At 72.8% G+C, this 14,381-nt stretch carries 16 protein-coding genes; 6 read left to right on the top strand and 10 right to left on the bottom strand.

The annotated features are described in order from the left end of the window. Positions 1 to 179: 179 nt before the first annotated feature. The 4 genes from DEJ30_RS09730 to DEJ30_RS09745 are packed head-to-tail and all read right to left on the bottom strand — an operon-like array spanning position 180 to position 3,163. Positions 180 to 575 carry an ATP-dependent DNA ligase gene (locus DEJ30_RS09730; protein WP_110860885.1) on the bottom strand — a complete coding sequence of 132 codons (396 nt, stop codon included), beginning with the start codon at positions 573 to 575 and terminating at the stop codon, positions 180 to 182. Between the two features lie 8 nt (positions 576 to 583). Beyond that, positions 584 to 1,786: a S9 family peptidase gene (locus tag DEJ30_RS09735; protein WP_110860887.1), complete on the bottom strand. Its 1,203-nt coding sequence runs from the start codon at positions 1,784 to 1,786 to the stop codon at positions 584 to 586. Between the two features lie 4 nt (positions 1,787 to 1,790). After that, positions 1,791 to 2,696 (bottom strand): hypothetical protein, encoded by a 906-nt coding sequence (locus DEJ30_RS09740; RefSeq protein WP_110860888.1) that lies wholly within the window; start codon positions 2,694 to 2,696, stop codon positions 1,791 to 1,793. Further along, positions 2,696 to 3,163, bottom strand: coding sequence for a hypothetical protein (locus DEJ30_RS09745; RefSeq protein ID WP_110860890.1), 468 nt, complete (start codon positions 3,161 to 3,163; stop codon positions 2,696 to 2,698). The genes DEJ30_RS09740 and DEJ30_RS09745 overlap by 1 nt, the downstream gene beginning before the upstream one ends. A 79-nt stretch (positions 3,164 to 3,242) precedes the next feature. Between DEJ30_RS09745 and DEJ30_RS09750 the strand changes: the two genes are divergently transcribed. Together DEJ30_RS09750 and DEJ30_RS09755 are read left to right on the top strand one after the other, a co-directional pair. Then, positions 3,243 to 3,626 carry a helix-turn-helix transcriptional regulator gene (locus DEJ30_RS09750; RefSeq protein WP_110860892.1) on the top strand — a complete coding sequence of 128 codons (384 nt, stop codon included), beginning with the start codon at positions 3,243 to 3,245 and terminating at the stop codon, positions 3,624 to 3,626. Beyond that, complete coding sequence (locus tag DEJ30_RS09755; protein WP_110860895.1) at positions 3,626 to 4,609, top strand: SRPBCC family protein; 984 nt, start codon at positions 3,626 to 3,628, stop codon at positions 4,607 to 4,609. Before DEJ30_RS09750 ends, DEJ30_RS09755 begins: the two co-directional genes overlap by 1 nt. Positions 4,610 to 4,675: 66 nt before the next feature. On the opposite strand, the gene DEJ30_RS09760 is transcribed toward DEJ30_RS09755, so the two are convergent. From DEJ30_RS09760 to mvk, 5 genes are read right to left on the bottom strand one after another with little or no spacing between them, the layout of a single operon-like run. Continuing rightward, entirely contained in the window at positions 4,676 to 5,827 is a 1,152-nt protein-coding gene (locus DEJ30_RS09760; protein ID WP_110860897.1) for a hydroxymethylglutaryl-CoA synthase, read from the bottom strand. Then, positions 5,824 to 6,888, bottom strand: coding sequence for a hydroxymethylglutaryl-CoA reductase (locus tag DEJ30_RS09765; RefSeq protein WP_027466013.1), 1,065 nt, complete (start codon positions 6,886 to 6,888; stop codon positions 5,824 to 5,826). The genes DEJ30_RS09760 and DEJ30_RS09765 overlap by 4 nt, the downstream gene beginning before the upstream one ends. Next, positions 6,881 to 7,963: a phosphomevalonate kinase gene (locus DEJ30_RS09770; RefSeq protein ID WP_110860899.1), complete on the bottom strand. Its 1,083-nt coding sequence runs from the start codon at positions 7,961 to 7,963 to the stop codon at positions 6,881 to 6,883. Before DEJ30_RS09770 ends, DEJ30_RS09765 begins: the two co-directional genes overlap by 8 nt. Continuing rightward, on the bottom strand, positions 7,960 to 8,961 hold the full coding sequence (mvaD, locus tag DEJ30_RS09775) for a diphosphomevalonate decarboxylase (RefSeq protein ID WP_110860901.1): 1,002 nt from the start codon (positions 8,959 to 8,961) through the stop codon (positions 7,960 to 7,962). The genes DEJ30_RS09770 and mvaD overlap by 4 nt, the downstream gene beginning before the upstream one ends. Then, entirely contained in the window at positions 8,955 to 9,938 is a 984-nt protein-coding gene (gene mvk / locus DEJ30_RS09780) for a mevalonate kinase (protein WP_110860903.1), read from the bottom strand. The genes mvaD and mvk overlap by 7 nt, the downstream gene beginning before the upstream one ends. 124 nt (positions 9,939 to 10,062) lie before the next feature. Here mvk and DEJ30_RS09785 point away from each other — a divergent pair, with 124 nt between their 5' ends. From DEJ30_RS09785 to DEJ30_RS09800, 4 genes are all read left to right on the top strand, one after another. After that, positions 10,063 to 11,667 (top strand): Mur ligase family protein, encoded by a 1,605-nt coding sequence (locus DEJ30_RS09785; RefSeq protein ID WP_110860905.1) that lies wholly within the window; start codon positions 10,063 to 10,065, stop codon positions 11,665 to 11,667. Positions 11,668 to 11,703: 36 nt separating this feature from the next. Beyond that, complete coding sequence (locus DEJ30_RS09790; protein ID WP_181420085.1) at positions 11,704 to 12,156, top strand: MarR family winged helix-turn-helix transcriptional regulator; 453 nt, start codon at positions 11,704 to 11,706, stop codon at positions 12,154 to 12,156. Between the two features lie 111 nt (positions 12,157 to 12,267). Then, positions 12,268 to 12,690 carry an organic hydroperoxide resistance protein gene (locus DEJ30_RS09795; protein WP_027466009.1) on the top strand — a complete coding sequence of 141 codons (423 nt, stop codon included), beginning with the start codon at positions 12,268 to 12,270 and terminating at the stop codon, positions 12,688 to 12,690. A gap of 27 nt (positions 12,691 to 12,717) precedes the next feature. After that, a complete protein-coding gene (locus DEJ30_RS09800; protein WP_110861105.1) occupies positions 12,718 to 13,692 on the top strand; it encodes a zinc-binding dehydrogenase in 975 nt (324 codons plus the stop codon). A 69-nt stretch (positions 13,693 to 13,761) separates the two neighbouring features. Here the strand turns inward: DEJ30_RS09800 and DEJ30_RS09805 are convergent, their stop codons facing one another. Beyond that, positions 13,762 to 14,334 (bottom strand): DUF4396 domain-containing protein, encoded by a 573-nt coding sequence (locus tag DEJ30_RS09805; protein WP_220032948.1) that lies wholly within the window; start codon positions 14,332 to 14,334, stop codon positions 13,762 to 13,764. Positions 14,335 to 14,381 lie beyond the last annotated feature (47 nt).

Raw genomic sequence — 14,381 nt, forward strand, 5'->3', positions numbered from 1 at the left:
TCGCTGTGCGTCACGGGCTGTTCGGGTTCCCCTCCTGCCGCGGACACTGCCAGCACCGGCGCCCTGGCGGGCCGGTGCGGGGGGACGACAGCGAACCGCGGTACGGAAACCGTACGAGGTGTGGAGTTCGAGTGGAACCCGTTGACCCGGATCAGCCCGCTGTGCTACTGCTCCCGGGATCAGCGCGCCGTGCTCCCGCTCGGTGTCCCCGAGGCGTCGTCCGCGTCGCCGGGCGCCACCGCCCGCGACCACGCGGAGTCGGCCGCCGTGCTGGTGTCCGGCGGCTCCGGCGTCAGCACGAGCCCCGACCCCGAGGTGGCCGAGGCGTAGAGGTCCTCGAGCCAGCTGCGGTTGATCGACGGCACCCGGCTGCCCGTGAACTTGAAGTGCAGGCTCACGTTGGGGTTCAGCCAGATCGTGCTGCGACCGTTGCCGTGGACGACGTCGTCCTTCCACGAGAACGCGAAGCGGTGGTCGCGTCGGAGCATGTTGACGATGACGATCTGCAGGTGCGTGAGCGCGCGGTCGTCGATCCGCAGGTCGAGCGGTTGGCCGTCGTAGATGAGCTGCCCCATGGCTCCTTCTACTCCTGCGCTCCGGTGTGTTCGAGGTGCGATGCCCAGTTCGTGATGGTGCGGTCGAACCAGACGGCGTCGACGTTGCGCTCCCACGCGTGCTCGGCGGGCTCGCTGACCGCCAGGGTCACCGTGCCCGGGTGCGCATCGGCGAACTCCTGACTGGCCGAGAACGGCACCGTGGTGTCGCCCGTGGAGTGGATGAGCAGGGTCGGGGGCAGCGACCGGGGTGCGCGCAACCAGGACAGCGCGCGCACGTCGACCGGCGAGCGCAGCCCCACCAGCCGGCAGAGGACCGGTGCCGCCATCGCCCCGAGGGCAGCGCCCACCACGGGGCCCGGCAGTCCTGCGCGGCGGGCCTGGGACCGCACGGTGACGGACCAGTCCAGGGCCGGGGCGACGAGCACGATCCCGGCCAGGCGGTCGCGGTGCGCGGAGCGGGCGAGGAGCTCGTGCGTGATCGTCGCGCCCATCGACCACCCCACGATGACGAGCCGTTGGGCGCCGTTCGCGACGGCGTGGTCGAGCGCCGCCTCGACGTCCGCCCACTCACGGGCGCCGAGGTGCGAGGCCCGTCCTTCCCACGGTGCTTCGCCATCGCCGCGGAACGACGGGACGATCGAGGTCCAGCCGAGCTCGAGCGCCGCGGGGACGGTCCGGAGCGCGGTGACCCGGGTCGTCCGGATCCCGTGCACGTGGACGGCCCACGTGCGGACAGCCTCGGGGTCCGCACCCTGGGCAGCCGCGCGGTCGGGAGACGGAGCGCGGTCGGCAGCGCCGCCCGGACCCGGCCGCACCACCCACGCGGGTGCCGACCCCACCGGGGTCGGCAGCGACACCTCGGACCAGTCGACGTCCATCGCCGCCGGGTCGGGGTGCACGTGTCCGCTCCACCGCACCCGCGACGACACCGCGCCGGTCGTCCGCACAACGGCCCGGCGCACGAACCCGGCGGCTTCGTCGACTTCGAGCACCGGCCCGACGGTGGTGTGCCCGGGGCCGTCGTGCCACAGCCCGTACTCCCCCGGCCGCACGGTGTCGTCGGTGATCGGCAGCCGGACGGAGTCAGCGTCGGACTCGATCACGGGCGTCCACCGATCGCCGCCGGGCAGCACGATCCTGCCGACGACCTTCCGCAGGACGACCAGGACCACCAGGGACACCGCCACCAGCACCACGAGCGCTCCGAGCACCCACCACACGATCGTCACGCCGTCATCCTCCGAGGCTCCGGGTCAGGGTCCGTTCCGCCGACCGCACCTGCGCGAGTTCGGCGTCGTCGAGGGTCCGTCCCTGCACCTCGGCGTCGCGGATCGCGATGACCAGGTCGTAGGTCCGGGCCTGCGGGTCCCCCGGCCGCTCGACCGCCCGCACCGCGTGCCGACGGGCGATGCGGCGCAGGCGTCGGTGGTGCCCGCGGTGGCGCAGGTCACGACCCCACCGTCGGAACGTCAGCGAGGCCATCGCCACGACGATGAGCACGATGCCGAGGTAGAACGGCGGATCGAAGGCCAGGCGCAGGCCGTCCCGCACCCCGGCCGGGAAGAGTCCGAAGTGGTCGGCGGTGAGCGACGCGACCTCGTCGACGCTCGCCACGACGACCAGGGCGAGCCCGACGCGGAACACCACGAGTGCCACCGGGTCCTGCAGCACGCCGCGACGCAGTGTCGTCGCGGCGATCAGTCCCACGCCCACCATGTACACGCTCGCGTAGAGCCACATCGGCGTCTGCTCGATCTCGCGCACGATGAAGTGGAAGTCGGTCCCGCCGCGCTCCTCGACCAGCAGGAACGGCACCGTGAAGGCCACGACCACGACGAGCAGCGCCATCGGCCTGGCGAGCACCGGGCGCTCCGGCAGGTCGTCCGTGCTCGCGCGCAGCATCAGCCAGAACGCGACGGTCGCGCAGACGTTCTGCACCAGGTTGATGAGGTTCGAGCCGCCCAGGGCGCCGTCGAGCGCCGGCTGCGGCACGACGCTGCCGAGCGTCAGGAGCCCGAGCGCCCCGACGCCGGTGGCACCCCAGGCCGCCCGACCACGGGGGTTCCGCAGCACGTACGGCGTGCGGGCGAGGAAGATCAGCGCCGCGAACCAGAAGGCCGCGGCGTGCAGGACGGCCATCAGCCGTAGGCCCGCTCGTCCGCGCCCGTGGCCCCGGCGAGCAGGACCGTCGCGAGCTCGTAGGCGAACCGTTCGGCGAAGTGCTCGTCGTCGTCGGAGATGCTCACGAGCCCGGAGTCGGCGTCGAGCGCACGACGGCAGACGTGACCCCCGGCGGCGAACTCGGCGACGGATGACGGGGTGGGTGTGCCGACGTCGCCGTGCACCAGGTGCCCGAGCTCGTGCAGCACGCAGTGCATGCGGTAGAGCGGCGGTGCGTCGGCCGGCACGAGCACCAGGTTCTCGTGCTCGAACTGCGACACGAGCGCGGTGAGCGGACCCCAGCTCGGCCCGTCGACGTCGACGACGCGCGTGGGCTTGCCGACCATCCGACCGACGCCGGTCACCACATCGGACAGCTGCGGCGCACGGGGCAGGGTGGCGACGAGGGCACGGACGGCATCGGACGCACCCAGCTGCTCCGCCATCGCCCCTCCGATCTCCGCGGCAAGACTACCGGCAGGTCCCCCTTGTGGACGAGACCGTCCGGACGTAACCTACAACCAAATGGTTGTACGAATCGAACTGTCCGACGCCGAGGTCGACCGGGTGTTCCACGCACTCGCCGACGCGACCCGTCGTGACATCGTCCGGCGCACGCTCGTCGGGTCGTCGTCCGTGAGCGAGCTCGCGGACGCCTACTCGATGTCGTTCGCCGCCGTCCAGAAGCACGTCGCCGTCCTCGAAGGAGCCGGACTCGTGAGCAAGGAAGCCCGCGGCCGCACCCGCATCGTGCGCGCCGAGCCGGAGCAGCTCGAACGGGTCCGTGCCCTCCTCGACGCCTACGGCCGCCTCTGGCACAGCCGGATGGACCGTCTGGGCGACCTCCTCGACGGCGACGCCTCCGGACACCCAGCACCAGACGACACCCGACGACACCAGGAGCGATGATGCCCACCACGTCCGTCCACACCGATCCCGACACCCTCTCGATGACCCTCGTCGCCGAGTTCCCCGTCCCCGTCGAACGCCTCTGGGCCGCCTTCGCCGACCCGCGCCAGCTCGAGCGGTTCTGGGGACCGCCCGGGTTCCCCGCGACGTTCACGACGTTCGACCTGCGCCCCGGTGGCCGTGCCGACTACCGGATGACGTCACCGCAGGGCGAGCGGTTCCACGCCGTCTGGCAGGTCACCGAGGTCGACGAGCCCCGTCGCATCGTCTTCCGCGACCTGTTCACCGACCCCCAGGGCACCGTCGACGAGTCACTGCCCGCAGGCGAGACCGTGTTGTCGTTCGAGCCGGCCGAGGGCGGCGCCCGGGTCTCCGTGGTGTCCTCGTTCGCCTCGGCCGCCGACCTCGACGCGATGCTCCAGATGGGCATGCTCGAGGGCTACCAGCAGGCCTTCGGCCAGCTCGACCGGGTGCTCGCCGACCTGCGCGAGTGGGCCCTCCGTGCCGGCACCGGGACCGAGGTCCTCGACGACACCCACGTCCGGATCACCCGGGCGTTCGCGGCGCCGCGACACCTGCTCTGGCGGGCGCACACCGAGCCCGACCTGGTGCGCCGGTGGCTGCTCGGCCCCGACGGGTGGGAGATGACGGTGTACGAGAACGACCTGACCCCGGGCGGCGCGTTCCGGCAGGCCTGGGCGCCGACGGGTGACACCGAGGGTGAGCCCTTCGGGTTCGAGGGCGAGAACCTCGTCGTCGAACCGGAACGCCGGATGGTGTCGACCGAACGCATGACCGGGGCGCCCTTCCCGCCGAACACGAACGACCTGCAGTTCGACGAGAACGACGGCGTCACGCTCATGACCCTGCTCGTCACCTACCCGGACCGGGAGCAGCGGGACGCGATCCTCGCGACCGGCATGACGGAGGGCATGGAGGCCAGCTACCAGCGGCTGGAACGCGAGGTCCTGTCCGCAGCGTGACCGACAGACGGACGGGAGGCCCGTGGCGGCGCCGCCACGGGCCTCCCGTCCGTCCCGGTGTCCGGTCTAGGACGCCTCATAGTGGCGCGCGCCGCCGCGAACGCCCGCGAACCGGAACGGCGCGGTCGTGACGCGCGGACGCTCGACGTCCTCGCTGGTGGCGGCACCCGCGGCGTGGAGCGCGCGGTACGCGTCGACCGTCAGCGGGACCCGTGCCTCGAGCAGCGACCGCACGCGACCCGTACGACGGTGCTCGCGGTAGTCGGGCCGGACGATGCCGGTGATGAGCTCGCCGACGCTGCCCGAGCCGTAGCTGAACAGGCCGAGTCGCTCCCCAGCCAGGTCGTCGTCGAGGTCGAGCAGTGCCGCGAGGCCGATCCAGAGCGACGCCGTGTAGGTGTTGCCGGTCTGCCGGTTGTAGGTGAACCCGATCGCCAGGTCGGCCTCGTCGAAGGTTGCCCCGACGTGCTGCGTGAGCTTGCGGTGCGCCTTGATCGCCATCTTGGTGAAGGGCTGGTGGTGCACGAACCGGGCGATGTCGTCGTACGCCGGGCCGCCCTGTTCCGCCAGGTCGTCCCAGGCGCCGACGAACGCGTTGACGTACGCACTCACCGAGAGCCGCCCGTCGACCAGTGCGGTGGAGCGGTCGTTCGGCCGCCAGAAGTCGTCGACGTCCGCGGTGTAGACACCCGCCGCCGGCTCGACCTCGATCAGGTCGGGGTCGGCGGACACCAGGATCGCGGCGGCACCGGCACCCTGGGTCGGCTCGGCCGGGGTGTCGACGTCGTACCGGGCGACGTCGGCGGCGATGACGAGCACCCGCTCGTGCGGGGCGCGGGCGACGATGCCGAGTGCGAGCTGCACGGCGGCCATCCCGCCGTAGCAGGCCTGCTTCAGCTCGACCACGCGGACGGCCTTCGGCAGCCCGAGCAGGCCGTGCACGTACACACCGGCGGCCTTCGACTGGTCGACGCCGGACTCGGTGGCGAACAGCACCGTTCGGATGCCGTCGACGCCGTGCCGGTCGATGAGCTCCTTCGCGGCGGCGGCGCCCATCGTGACGATGTCCTCGTCGGGCGCGGGCACGCTGAAGGCGTCCTGCCCGATGCCGACGTGGTACTTCGCCGGGTCGACGCCGAGCCGCTCGGCCAGGTCGTCGAGCTCGAGCACGTGGTGGCCGGTCGCGATCGCGATGTCGTGGATGCCGACGCCGGTCATGCCGCACCCCCTGCGGGCTTCGCGCCGCGACGTTCCATGGCGACGTGGGCGGCCATCAGCTCGCCCGGGTTGGTCTGTGCGGCGAGGAGCGAGAGCTCCCCGCACAGGACGGTCGCGGCGCACAGGGCAGCGAGGCGGCGGGCGTTGCCGCCCGGCTCGCGGTCCTCGCGACAGCCGAGGCGCACCAGGGCGTCCTCGACGACGGGCAGGTCACCGCCCTTGCCGTTGCCGACCGTGCCGACGATCAGGTGCGGCAGCGAGGTCGCGAAGTACAGGTCGCCGTCGCGGTCCTCGGCGCTCGTGATGCCCTGCGAGCCCTCGACGATGTTGGCGGCGTCCTGCCCGGTGGCCAGGTAGAAGCCCAGCAGCATGTTCGCGTAGTGCGCGTTCGCCGAGCGGATGGCCCCGGCGATCGTCGACCCGATCAGGTTCTTCGCGATGTTGAGCTCGACGATGCGCGCGGTGCTCGACCGCAGGCGCTTCTCGACGACCTCGCCGGGGATCACGATCTCGGCGATGGTGTTGCGGCCACGGCCACGGATGCCGTTCACGGCGGTGGCCTTCTTGTCGGTGCAGAAGTTGCCCGACACCGAGACGTACCGCAGGCCCGGCTGCCAGTCCAGGATCGCCGGCAGCAGCTTGTCCGCCGCCTGCGTGACCATGTTGTGGCCGGAGGCGTCGCCGGTGGTGAACGCGAAGCGCAGGAACAGCAGGTCCCCGACGATCTCCGGGTGCACTTCGATGAGCTTGGCGAACCGGCTCTGCCCGGACACGATCGCGGCGAGCTCGTCCTGGCGCGCGAGGATCTGGCCCGCGGCGACGTGGGCTGCTGCGGCGCTGTCGGCACGGACGACGACGGAGCGGGTCATGCGCTCGTCGACGACGGTCGCGACGATGCCGTCCTCGACCATGCGCGAGATGCGTGCGCCGCGGCCGACGGACGGCCAGAGCGGCGACTCGTAGGTGGCGAGGGGGACCTCGTGCTCCCCCTGCACGGCGTTGCCGCTGACGCGGATCGGGCCGACCCACTTGGTGGGGATCGGTGTGAGCAGGTCACTCATCGAGGGCTCCTTCTGGTGCTCGCACCGCGACGCTGAGGTGTCTGATGTCGTGCGCCTCCCAGGCGCGGTGGATGCCAGCGGGGTCGGTGTCCGCCGGGACGAGCGCGATGCCGCAGTCGCCGCCGCCGGCCCCGGACGGCTTCGCCGCCCCGCCCGCGGCCTCGACGACGTCGCACAGGGTCGCGAGACGCTCGGTCTCGATCTGCGACCCGACGGACGCACCGAGGCGCTGCAGCAGCCCGCGGGCGCGTCGGAGGGCCCCGAGCGTGCGCGCTGCGTCGCCGGTCTGGAGGCCCGTGGTCAGGTCGTCGACGCAGCTGCGGCTCTCGTCGAGGAACGCCTGGTACCCGCCGTCGCGGTGCCGACGCACCACGTCGACGAGCTTCGTGGTGGACGCGGGCGAGCCGGTCCAGCCGACGAGGAGCTGCAGGTTCTCGGGGGCGGGCAGCCGCTGGACGTCGAAGCCGTCCCAGGCGTCGGCGTCGGTCAGGATCGCGGACACGGCGTGGTCGCCGAGCATCGCGGCGAGGCGCTCGCGGTCGGGGGCGCTGTAGCGCAGCCAGCCGCCGAACGTGCTCGCGGCGAGGTCGCCGCCGGAGGCCCGGGGGTTCACCCGGATGGTGGCGAGCAGCGCGACCTGGAAGCGCTGGCGCTGCGTCAGGCCGATGCCGTAGAACCGGTCGAGAGCGCCGACGGTGGCGACGGTGACCGCGGCCGAGGACCCGAGCCCGAACTTCCGGCCGCTGGCGTCGTCCAGTTGGCTCTCGATGCGCAGGTCGTGGAACCGCGGGGCGATGCCGTGCTCGGCGCGGAGCTTCTCGACCAGGTCGATCGTGGCCATCACGTAGTCGTACGGGTGGCGCTCACGGTCGAGCGCGAGGCCGTCCTCGGCACGGGTCCACGTGAGCGGCAGGTGCCCGTACTCCTCGGAGTGCACGCTGCCCGCGCCGTGGCCCTCGCGCACCTTCGCCGTGATGGCGCGGTCGAGGGCGATCAGGACGGACGGCTGGCCCGGCTCGACGACGGCGTACTCGCCGGCGACGAACAGCTTGCCGTGTGCACGGAACTCGATCACTGCGCGGACTCCTTCTGGTCGGGATTGCTCCCGATCTCTTCGGAGCGGAGCACCCGCGCGGCAGGTCCGGTGCCGGACTCGATGACGTCCCCCAGCGACGCGAGCGCGCCGGCGACCGCCGACCGGTCCTGCGGCTTCGTGAGCACGACGACGTTCGGGCCCGCGTCGGCCGTGGCGTAGGCCTCGGTGCCGCCGGCACGCAGCTCGGCGACGGCGTCGAACACGGCGACGCTGCGGGCGTTGAGGTAGCGGATCGGCGGGAACGCGCCCTCGATCGTCGCGTGCATGCGGAGCGCGTTGCTCTCGGTGATCTCGCCGATGCGGGTGAAGTCACCGGCCGCGCAGGCCGTGAGCATGTCGCCGACGGTCTCGGTCGTCGAGGTCACCCAGGCCGGGTAGAAGGGCGACGTCGCGATGGTGCGGCGCATGGCCTCGCGCGACCCGATCGGCTTCGGGCCGGCGTCGATCGTGACCACGACCATCGCCATCGGCGGGGCCGGGATCGGCTCGGCGAAGGAGCCCTGGTCGTCGCCGGCGTGCCAGACGGCGACACCGCCGGGGATCGAGCGCGTGGCCGAGCCGGAACCGCGACGGGCCAGACGGGACAGGTCCCGTGGCGACAGGTCGAGGCCGTAGGCCGCGGCGGCCGCGGTCGCCAGGGCGGCGAAGCCGGACGCGCTCGATGCCAGCCCGGCACCGGTCGGGACCGTGTTCTCGGACACCACCGATGCCCGCTCGGACGACCCCGCGAGCTCGCGCACCAGGTCGAGGAACCGCTGCACGCGCACCAGCGCACCGTCGTCGACGACGTGACCGTTCAGCGTGAACGCGTCACGGGCCTCCCGTCCGCCGTCCACCGTGACGGTGGTCGTCGTCGGGAACACGTCGAGCCCCATCGAGACGCTGCCCGTGGCGGGCAGCGCGAGCTGCGCGTCCGCCTTCCCCCAGTACTTGACGAGGGCGATGTTGGGGTGCGCGACGGCGGTGGCTGTCAGCAAGCGCGGGCTCCGATCGTGGTGGTCCAGGTGGCTGCGGCCCCTGCGCCGCGGAGTGCGGCCGCGATGCGGTCCGCGTGGTCGTCGTCCGCGGCGAGCGCGAGGACGCACCCGCCCCGCCCGCCGCCGGTGAGCTTCGCGCCGAGGGCGTCCGCATCGCGTGCGGCGTCGACGAGCCGGTCCAGGTCGCCACTCGACACGTCGAGTGTGCTGAGCAGGTCGTGCGCGGCGTCCATGGTGGCACCCAGAGCCTGGGCATCGCCGTCCTCGAGTGTCCCCCGTGCCCGCCGGGCGAGCGCGCCGATCCGGTCGATCACGGCGCCGACACCGACCGGGTCCTGGTCGTGGCGGGCGCGGACGGCTGAGACGGCCTCGCGGGTGTGCCCGGGGACGCCGGTGTCCGCGACGACGAAGGTGAACCGGGCGCCGAGCGTCACGGGTTCGATCCGGCCGGCCTCGAACCAGACCGGCGCGGACGCGACGACGCCCCGGGCGTCCAGGCCGGACGGTCGGCCGTGGGCGACGCGCTCGCACTCCTGGATGAGCTCGTGGTGGGTCTCGACGTCGAGGGTCTCGCCCAGGGCATCGGCGACGGCGGCGGTCACGGCGGCGGCGACCGCGGCACTCGAGCCCATGCCGCGGGCGGTCGGGACCTCGCTGTCGACCCGGACGTGGAAGTGGCGGTCGGTGACCCCGAAGTGGCGCAGGGTCGCGGTGACGGCGGTGACGGTCGGCATCACGGCCGCTGGTGCGAGGTCGAGGGGGCCGGTGTGCACGGTCGACTGCAGGCTGTGACCGGGCTGCTCGGCGTCGGCGGCGACCGGGGTGACCGTCGCCACGACCCGTGCGTCGAGCACCGGCAGGACGAGAGCGGGTGCGCCGTAGACCACGGCGTGCTCACCGATCAGGATCGTCTTGCCGTGGGAGGACGCCGATCCGTTGCCGGGGGTCGTGGTGGTGTCGAGGTCGCTGCTGGTCATCGTGGGTCACGTCAGCCTAACCGCCTCGGCCGTCGGCGTGTTCGTCGTGCGCTGCGGGCGGACCTGGGACGCCGTTCCGGGAGCGTGGCGCACCATCGGGGTCCGCCCACGACGAGGAGCCGCGATGCCGCACGCCCTACGACCGGCCCGACCGCGCCCGGTCCGGCTCGACGAGCTCGCCCGAGCACTCGGTGTCGACGGTCCCGGCGGGGGTGCCGGGCCCTTCGCGGGTGCCGGCGGCGGTGTGGGCCCCGGCGCCGTCCCGGTGGCCGGCCTGGCGCTCGCCACCGACGAACTCCGGCCGGGGATGCTGTTCGCCGCGCTCCCCGGCCGCCTCGCACACGGCGCGCAGTTCGCCGAGGCGGCGCGCAACGCCGGTGCTGCCGCGGTGCTGACGGACCCGGACGGGCAGGCCGCGGCGCGACGGAGCGGGCTGCCGGTCCTCGTCGTCCCGGACGTCCGCGCCCACCTGGGCGCCGTCGCACGGCTCCTCGCCGGCACGGAGTCGCTGCCGTTCCCGCTGTTCGGGGTGACCGGCACGAACGGCAAGACGTCGACGGTGCACCTGCTCGACGCCCTGATGCGCCGGCTCGGGTGGCGGTCGGCGATCAGCAGCACGGTCGAGCGCCGTGTCGACGACGAGTCGCTGCCGAGTGCGCTGACGACACCGGAAGCCCCCGAACTGCACGCGTTCCTGGCACGCGCAGCCGAACGCGGGGTCGACGGAGCCGCCCTCGAGGTGAGTGCGCAGGGCCTCTCCCGTCACCGCACCGACGGCGTCCGGTTCGACGTGGCGGGCTTCACGAACCTGTCACACGACCACCTCGACGACTACGCCGACATGGACGAGTACCTGGCGGCGAAGGCCCTGCTGTTCACGCCCGCTCGGTCGCGCGCCGGCGTGGTGTCACTCGACTCCCCTGCCGGCCGACGGATCGTCGGGCGGGCGACGGTCCCGGTGACGACGATCTCGACCGCCCCCGCGGCCGGGGCCGACTGGACCGTGCTGGTGCGGGAGCAGCGGCCCGACGGCACCCGGTCGACCCTGACCGCACCGGACGGCACGACGATCGACCTCGACCTCCCGCTGCTCGGCGTGCACATGGCGGCGGACGCGGGCCTGGCGGTGGCGATGCTCGCGACCGCGGGCGTGCCGGTGCCCGCCCTGCTCGAGGCGACACGAGGCCGCCTCGACGTCGTCGTGCCCGGGCGGATGGCGGATGCGTCGGCGGCGACCGGGCCCCGTGTCTTCGTGGACTTCGCGCACACCCCCGACGCCTTCGCGAAGAGCCTGGCGGCGGTGCGTGCGTTCGCGCCGGGCCGGGTCGGGATCGTCCTCGGGGCGGACGGCGACCGTGACCCGAGCAAGCGGGCGGCGATGGGAGCGGTGGCGGCCGAGGCCGCTGACGTGGTCGTCGTGGCCGACCACCATCCCCGCTTCGAGGCCCCCGCCCCGATCCGGGCGGCGATCGTCGACGGTGCGCGGGCGAGCGGGCACGACGCGCTGGTCGTCGAGGAGCCGGACCCGGCGCGGGCGATCCGCCGGGCGATCGCCGAGGTCGGTGACGACGGGGTCGTGTACTGGGCCGGTCCGGGCCTGACCGACTACCGGGACGTCCGCGGGGTGCACGTGCCCTACTCGTCGTTCCGGGACGCCCAGGCCGCACTCGCCGAGGCGGGGCACCTGCCCGGCGCTCGCTGTGAGCTCGCCTGCGAACCGTCGATGTAGGTTGCACACAACTCAGTTGCGTGACAGTGTGGACGCATGCCCGTGACCGACGAGATGGTGTGCTTCTCCCTCTACGCGGCGTCCCGCGCCACCACGCAGGCGTACCGCACGATGCTCGAACCCTGGGGCCTGACGTACCCGCAGTACCTGGTGCTCGTCACCCTGTGGGTCGAGGGCGACCAGACCGTCTCGAGCCTCGGAGAACACCTGCAGCTCGACTCCGGCACCCTCTCGCCGCTGCTCCGCCGCATGGAGCAGAGCGACCTGGTCCGCCGCGAGCGCCGCAGCACCGACGAGCGCGTCGTCACGGTGACCGTCGGCGAGCGCGGCCGCGAACTGCGGTCCGAGCTGAGCGGCATCCCCGCGCGCATCGCCGCCGGGATGGGCCTGGCCGACGAACGCGCCGCCGCCGAGCTGATCGCGACGCTGCACCGGCTGACCGAGACGATGCACGCGGCGGCCGATCCCGCTGGCGCCGTTTCGCGCTGAGCGACAGCTCACGCCCACGTGCGCCCGTGAACTGTCGCTGAGCGCGAGAGCACGCAGCACCCCAACGCAGCGCCCACGTCCTGCACGATCCGCCCACAAGGAAGGAACCCCATGGAAGCCCTCTACACCGCCGAGGCCCTGGCCACCGGCGAAGGCCGCAACGGCCACGTCGCCACGAGCGACGGCACGGTCGAGTTCGACCTCGCCATCCCGAAGGAGATGGGTGGCTCCGGCAACGGCGCCAACCCCGAGCAGCTCTTCGCCGCCGGCTACGCCGCCTGCTTCCACTCCGCCCTGCAGGGCGTCGCCCGCAGCCAGAAGGTGAAGATCACCGACTCCTCCGTCGGCGGCCGCGTGTCGATCGGCCCGAACGGCAACGGTGGCTACCAGCTCGCCGTCATGCTCGAGGTCGTCATCCCCGGCCTGGAGCACGACCAGGCCCAGGCCCTCGCCGACGCTGCCCACCAGGTCTGCCCGTACTCGAACGCGACCCGCGGCAACATCGACGTCACCATCGTCGTCTCGGAGGACTGACCCATGAGCACCACCACCCCCACCACCATGCGCGCCGTCGTCCACGAGACGTTCGCCGAGCCCGCCGACGTCCTCGAGGTGCAGGAGCGCCCCGTCCCGACGCCCGGCGCCGGCGAGGTCCTCGTCCGCACCGTCCTCTCCCCCATCCACAACCACGACCTGTGGACCGTCCGCGGCACCTACGGCTTCAAGCCGGAGCTCCCCGCCGCCTCGGGCACCGAGGCACTCGGCGTCGTCGAGGCACTCGGCGAGGGCGTCACGAACCTGCAGGTCGGCCAGCGCGTCGCCGGCGGTGCCTTCGGCGTCTGGGCCGAGTACTACACCGCGAACGCCGCCGGACTCGTGCCGGTGCCGGACGCGATGACCGACGAGGCCGCAGCCCAGCTCGTCTCGATGCCGTTCAGCGCCATCAGCCTGCTGCACTCGCTCGACCTGCACGAGGGCGACTGGATCATCCAGAACGCCGCCAACGGTGCGGTCGGTCGCATGGTCGCCCAGCTCGGTGCCGCCCGCGGCATCAACGTGATCGGACTCGTCCGTCGCGCCGCCGGTGTCGACGAGCTCCGCGAGCAGGGCATCGAGCGCATCGTCGCCACCGACGCCGACGACTGGCAGGACCAGGTCGCCGCGATCACCGGTGGCGCCCCGATCATCGCGGGCGTCGAGTCGGTCGGTGGCAAGGCCGCCGGCGACATCGCCTCGGTGCTGGGCGAGAACGCCACCCTCGTCGTCTTCGGCGCGATGGCGTCGCCGACGCTCGAGATCCCGTCGGGCAAGGTCATCTTCGGCCAGCTCACCGTGAAGGGCTTCTGGGGCTCCGTCGTCAGCAAGACGATGCCGGACGAGACGAAGGGGCAGCTCTTCGGTGAGCTCATCACCCGCGTGCTCGACGGCTCGCTGACGCTCCCCGTCGCCGAGACCTTCGCCTTCGAGCAGGTCCGCGACGCCGTGCGCGCCAGCGACACCGCCGGCCGCGTCGGCAAGGTGCTCCTGCGCCCGTAGCGCGACCACAGAACGGACGGGAGGCCCGGTGCCAGCTGGCACCGGGCCTCCCGTCCGTTCGCTGGTCCGTCACATGGCCTCCTTGATCCCCCGACGCACCAGCCACACGTTCACGGGGTACGAGCAGACGAAGCCGGCCACCATCGCCAGCTGCATCGCCACCCAGAACTCCGGCGAGAAGACGCTCGCGCGTCCGCCGACGAGTGCCGGGAACACGACCAGCTGCCACACCGCCATCAGTCCGTACATGCCGACCTGCCACGCGATGATCGACAACGTGTCGGCCTTGAGCGCTGCGACGAGCCCGGCCCGGACGCCGAGGCCCCGCATCGGCGCGATGGCGAAGTACTGGAACGCGATGCCGAGCACGAACGCGATGACGAAGTCGACGATCCACCCGGCGATCATCCGGTCCTGGTAGAGCGTGCCCAGGCCGACCGCCACCCCGACCGCCGGGAACGCCGCGAGCCCGAACTCCCCGATCAGGTCACCGAGTGCGCAGCCGGCACCGCAGTGACTCGTGTCGATCGCGTTGCCCGCCCACCGTCCGTGGACAGGCGCGGTGGCCCGACCCCGGCGCAGGTAGAAGACGAGCCACACGACGCTGCCGAACAGCATCGTGAGCGGCCACACGAACGCCATGACGCGCATCTGCGGCGGGCGGCGCGACGTCGACCGCCACGAACGCC

It is taken from the genome of Curtobacterium sp. MCPF17_003 (assembly GCF_003224385.1).
Classification (GTDB): domain Bacteria; phylum Actinomycetota; class Actinomycetes; order Actinomycetales; family Microbacteriaceae; genus Curtobacterium; species Curtobacterium flaccumfaciens.

What these genes read in the sequence shown, in the direction of transcription:
- DEJ30_RS09730 (WP_110860885.1), bottom strand. Translation starts at nt 575, where the DNA reads ATGGGGCAGCTCATCTACGACGGCCAACCGCTCGACCTGCGGATCGAC.
- DEJ30_RS09740 (WP_110860888.1), bottom strand. Translation starts at nt 2,696, where the DNA reads ATGGCCGTCCTGCACGCCGCGGCCTTCTGGTTCGCGGCGCTGATCTTC.
- DEJ30_RS09745 (WP_110860890.1), bottom strand. Translation starts at nt 3,163, where the DNA reads ATGGCGGAGCAGCTGGGTGCGTCCGATGCCGTCCGTGCCCTCGTCGCC.
- DEJ30_RS09750 (WP_110860892.1), top strand. Translation starts at nt 3,243, where the DNA reads ATGGTTGTACGAATCGAACTGTCCGACGCCGAGGTCGACCGGGTGTTC.
- DEJ30_RS09755 (WP_110860895.1), top strand. Translation starts at nt 3,626, where the DNA reads ATGCCCACCACGTCCGTCCACACCGATCCCGACACCCTCTCGATGACC.
- DEJ30_RS09760 (WP_110860897.1), bottom strand. Translation starts at nt 5,827, where the DNA reads ATGACCGGCGTCGGCATCCACGACATCGCGATCGCGACCGGCCACCAC.
- DEJ30_RS09765 (WP_027466013.1), bottom strand. Translation starts at nt 6,888, where the DNA reads ATGAGTGACCTGCTCACACCGATCCCCACCAAGTGGGTCGGCCCGATC.
- mvk (WP_110860903.1), bottom strand. Translation starts at nt 9,938, where the DNA reads ATGACCAGCAGCGACCTCGACACCACCACGACCCCCGGCAACGGATCG.
- DEJ30_RS09785 (WP_110860905.1), top strand. Translation starts at nt 10,063, where the DNA reads ATGCCGCACGCCCTACGACCGGCCCGACCGCGCCCGGTCCGGCTCGAC.
- DEJ30_RS09790 (WP_181420085.1), top strand. Translation starts at nt 11,704, where the DNA reads ATGCCCGTGACCGACGAGATGGTGTGCTTCTCCCTCTACGCGGCGTCC.
- DEJ30_RS09795 (WP_027466009.1), top strand. Translation starts at nt 12,268, where the DNA reads ATGGAAGCCCTCTACACCGCCGAGGCCCTGGCCACCGGCGAAGGCCGC.
- DEJ30_RS09800 (WP_110861105.1), top strand. Translation starts at nt 12,718, where the DNA reads ATGCGCGCCGTCGTCCACGAGACGTTCGCCGAGCCCGCCGACGTCCTC.
- DEJ30_RS09805 (WP_220032948.1), bottom strand. Translation starts at nt 14,334, where the DNA reads ATGGCGTTCGTGTGGCCGCTCACGATGCTGTTCGGCAGCGTCGTGTGG.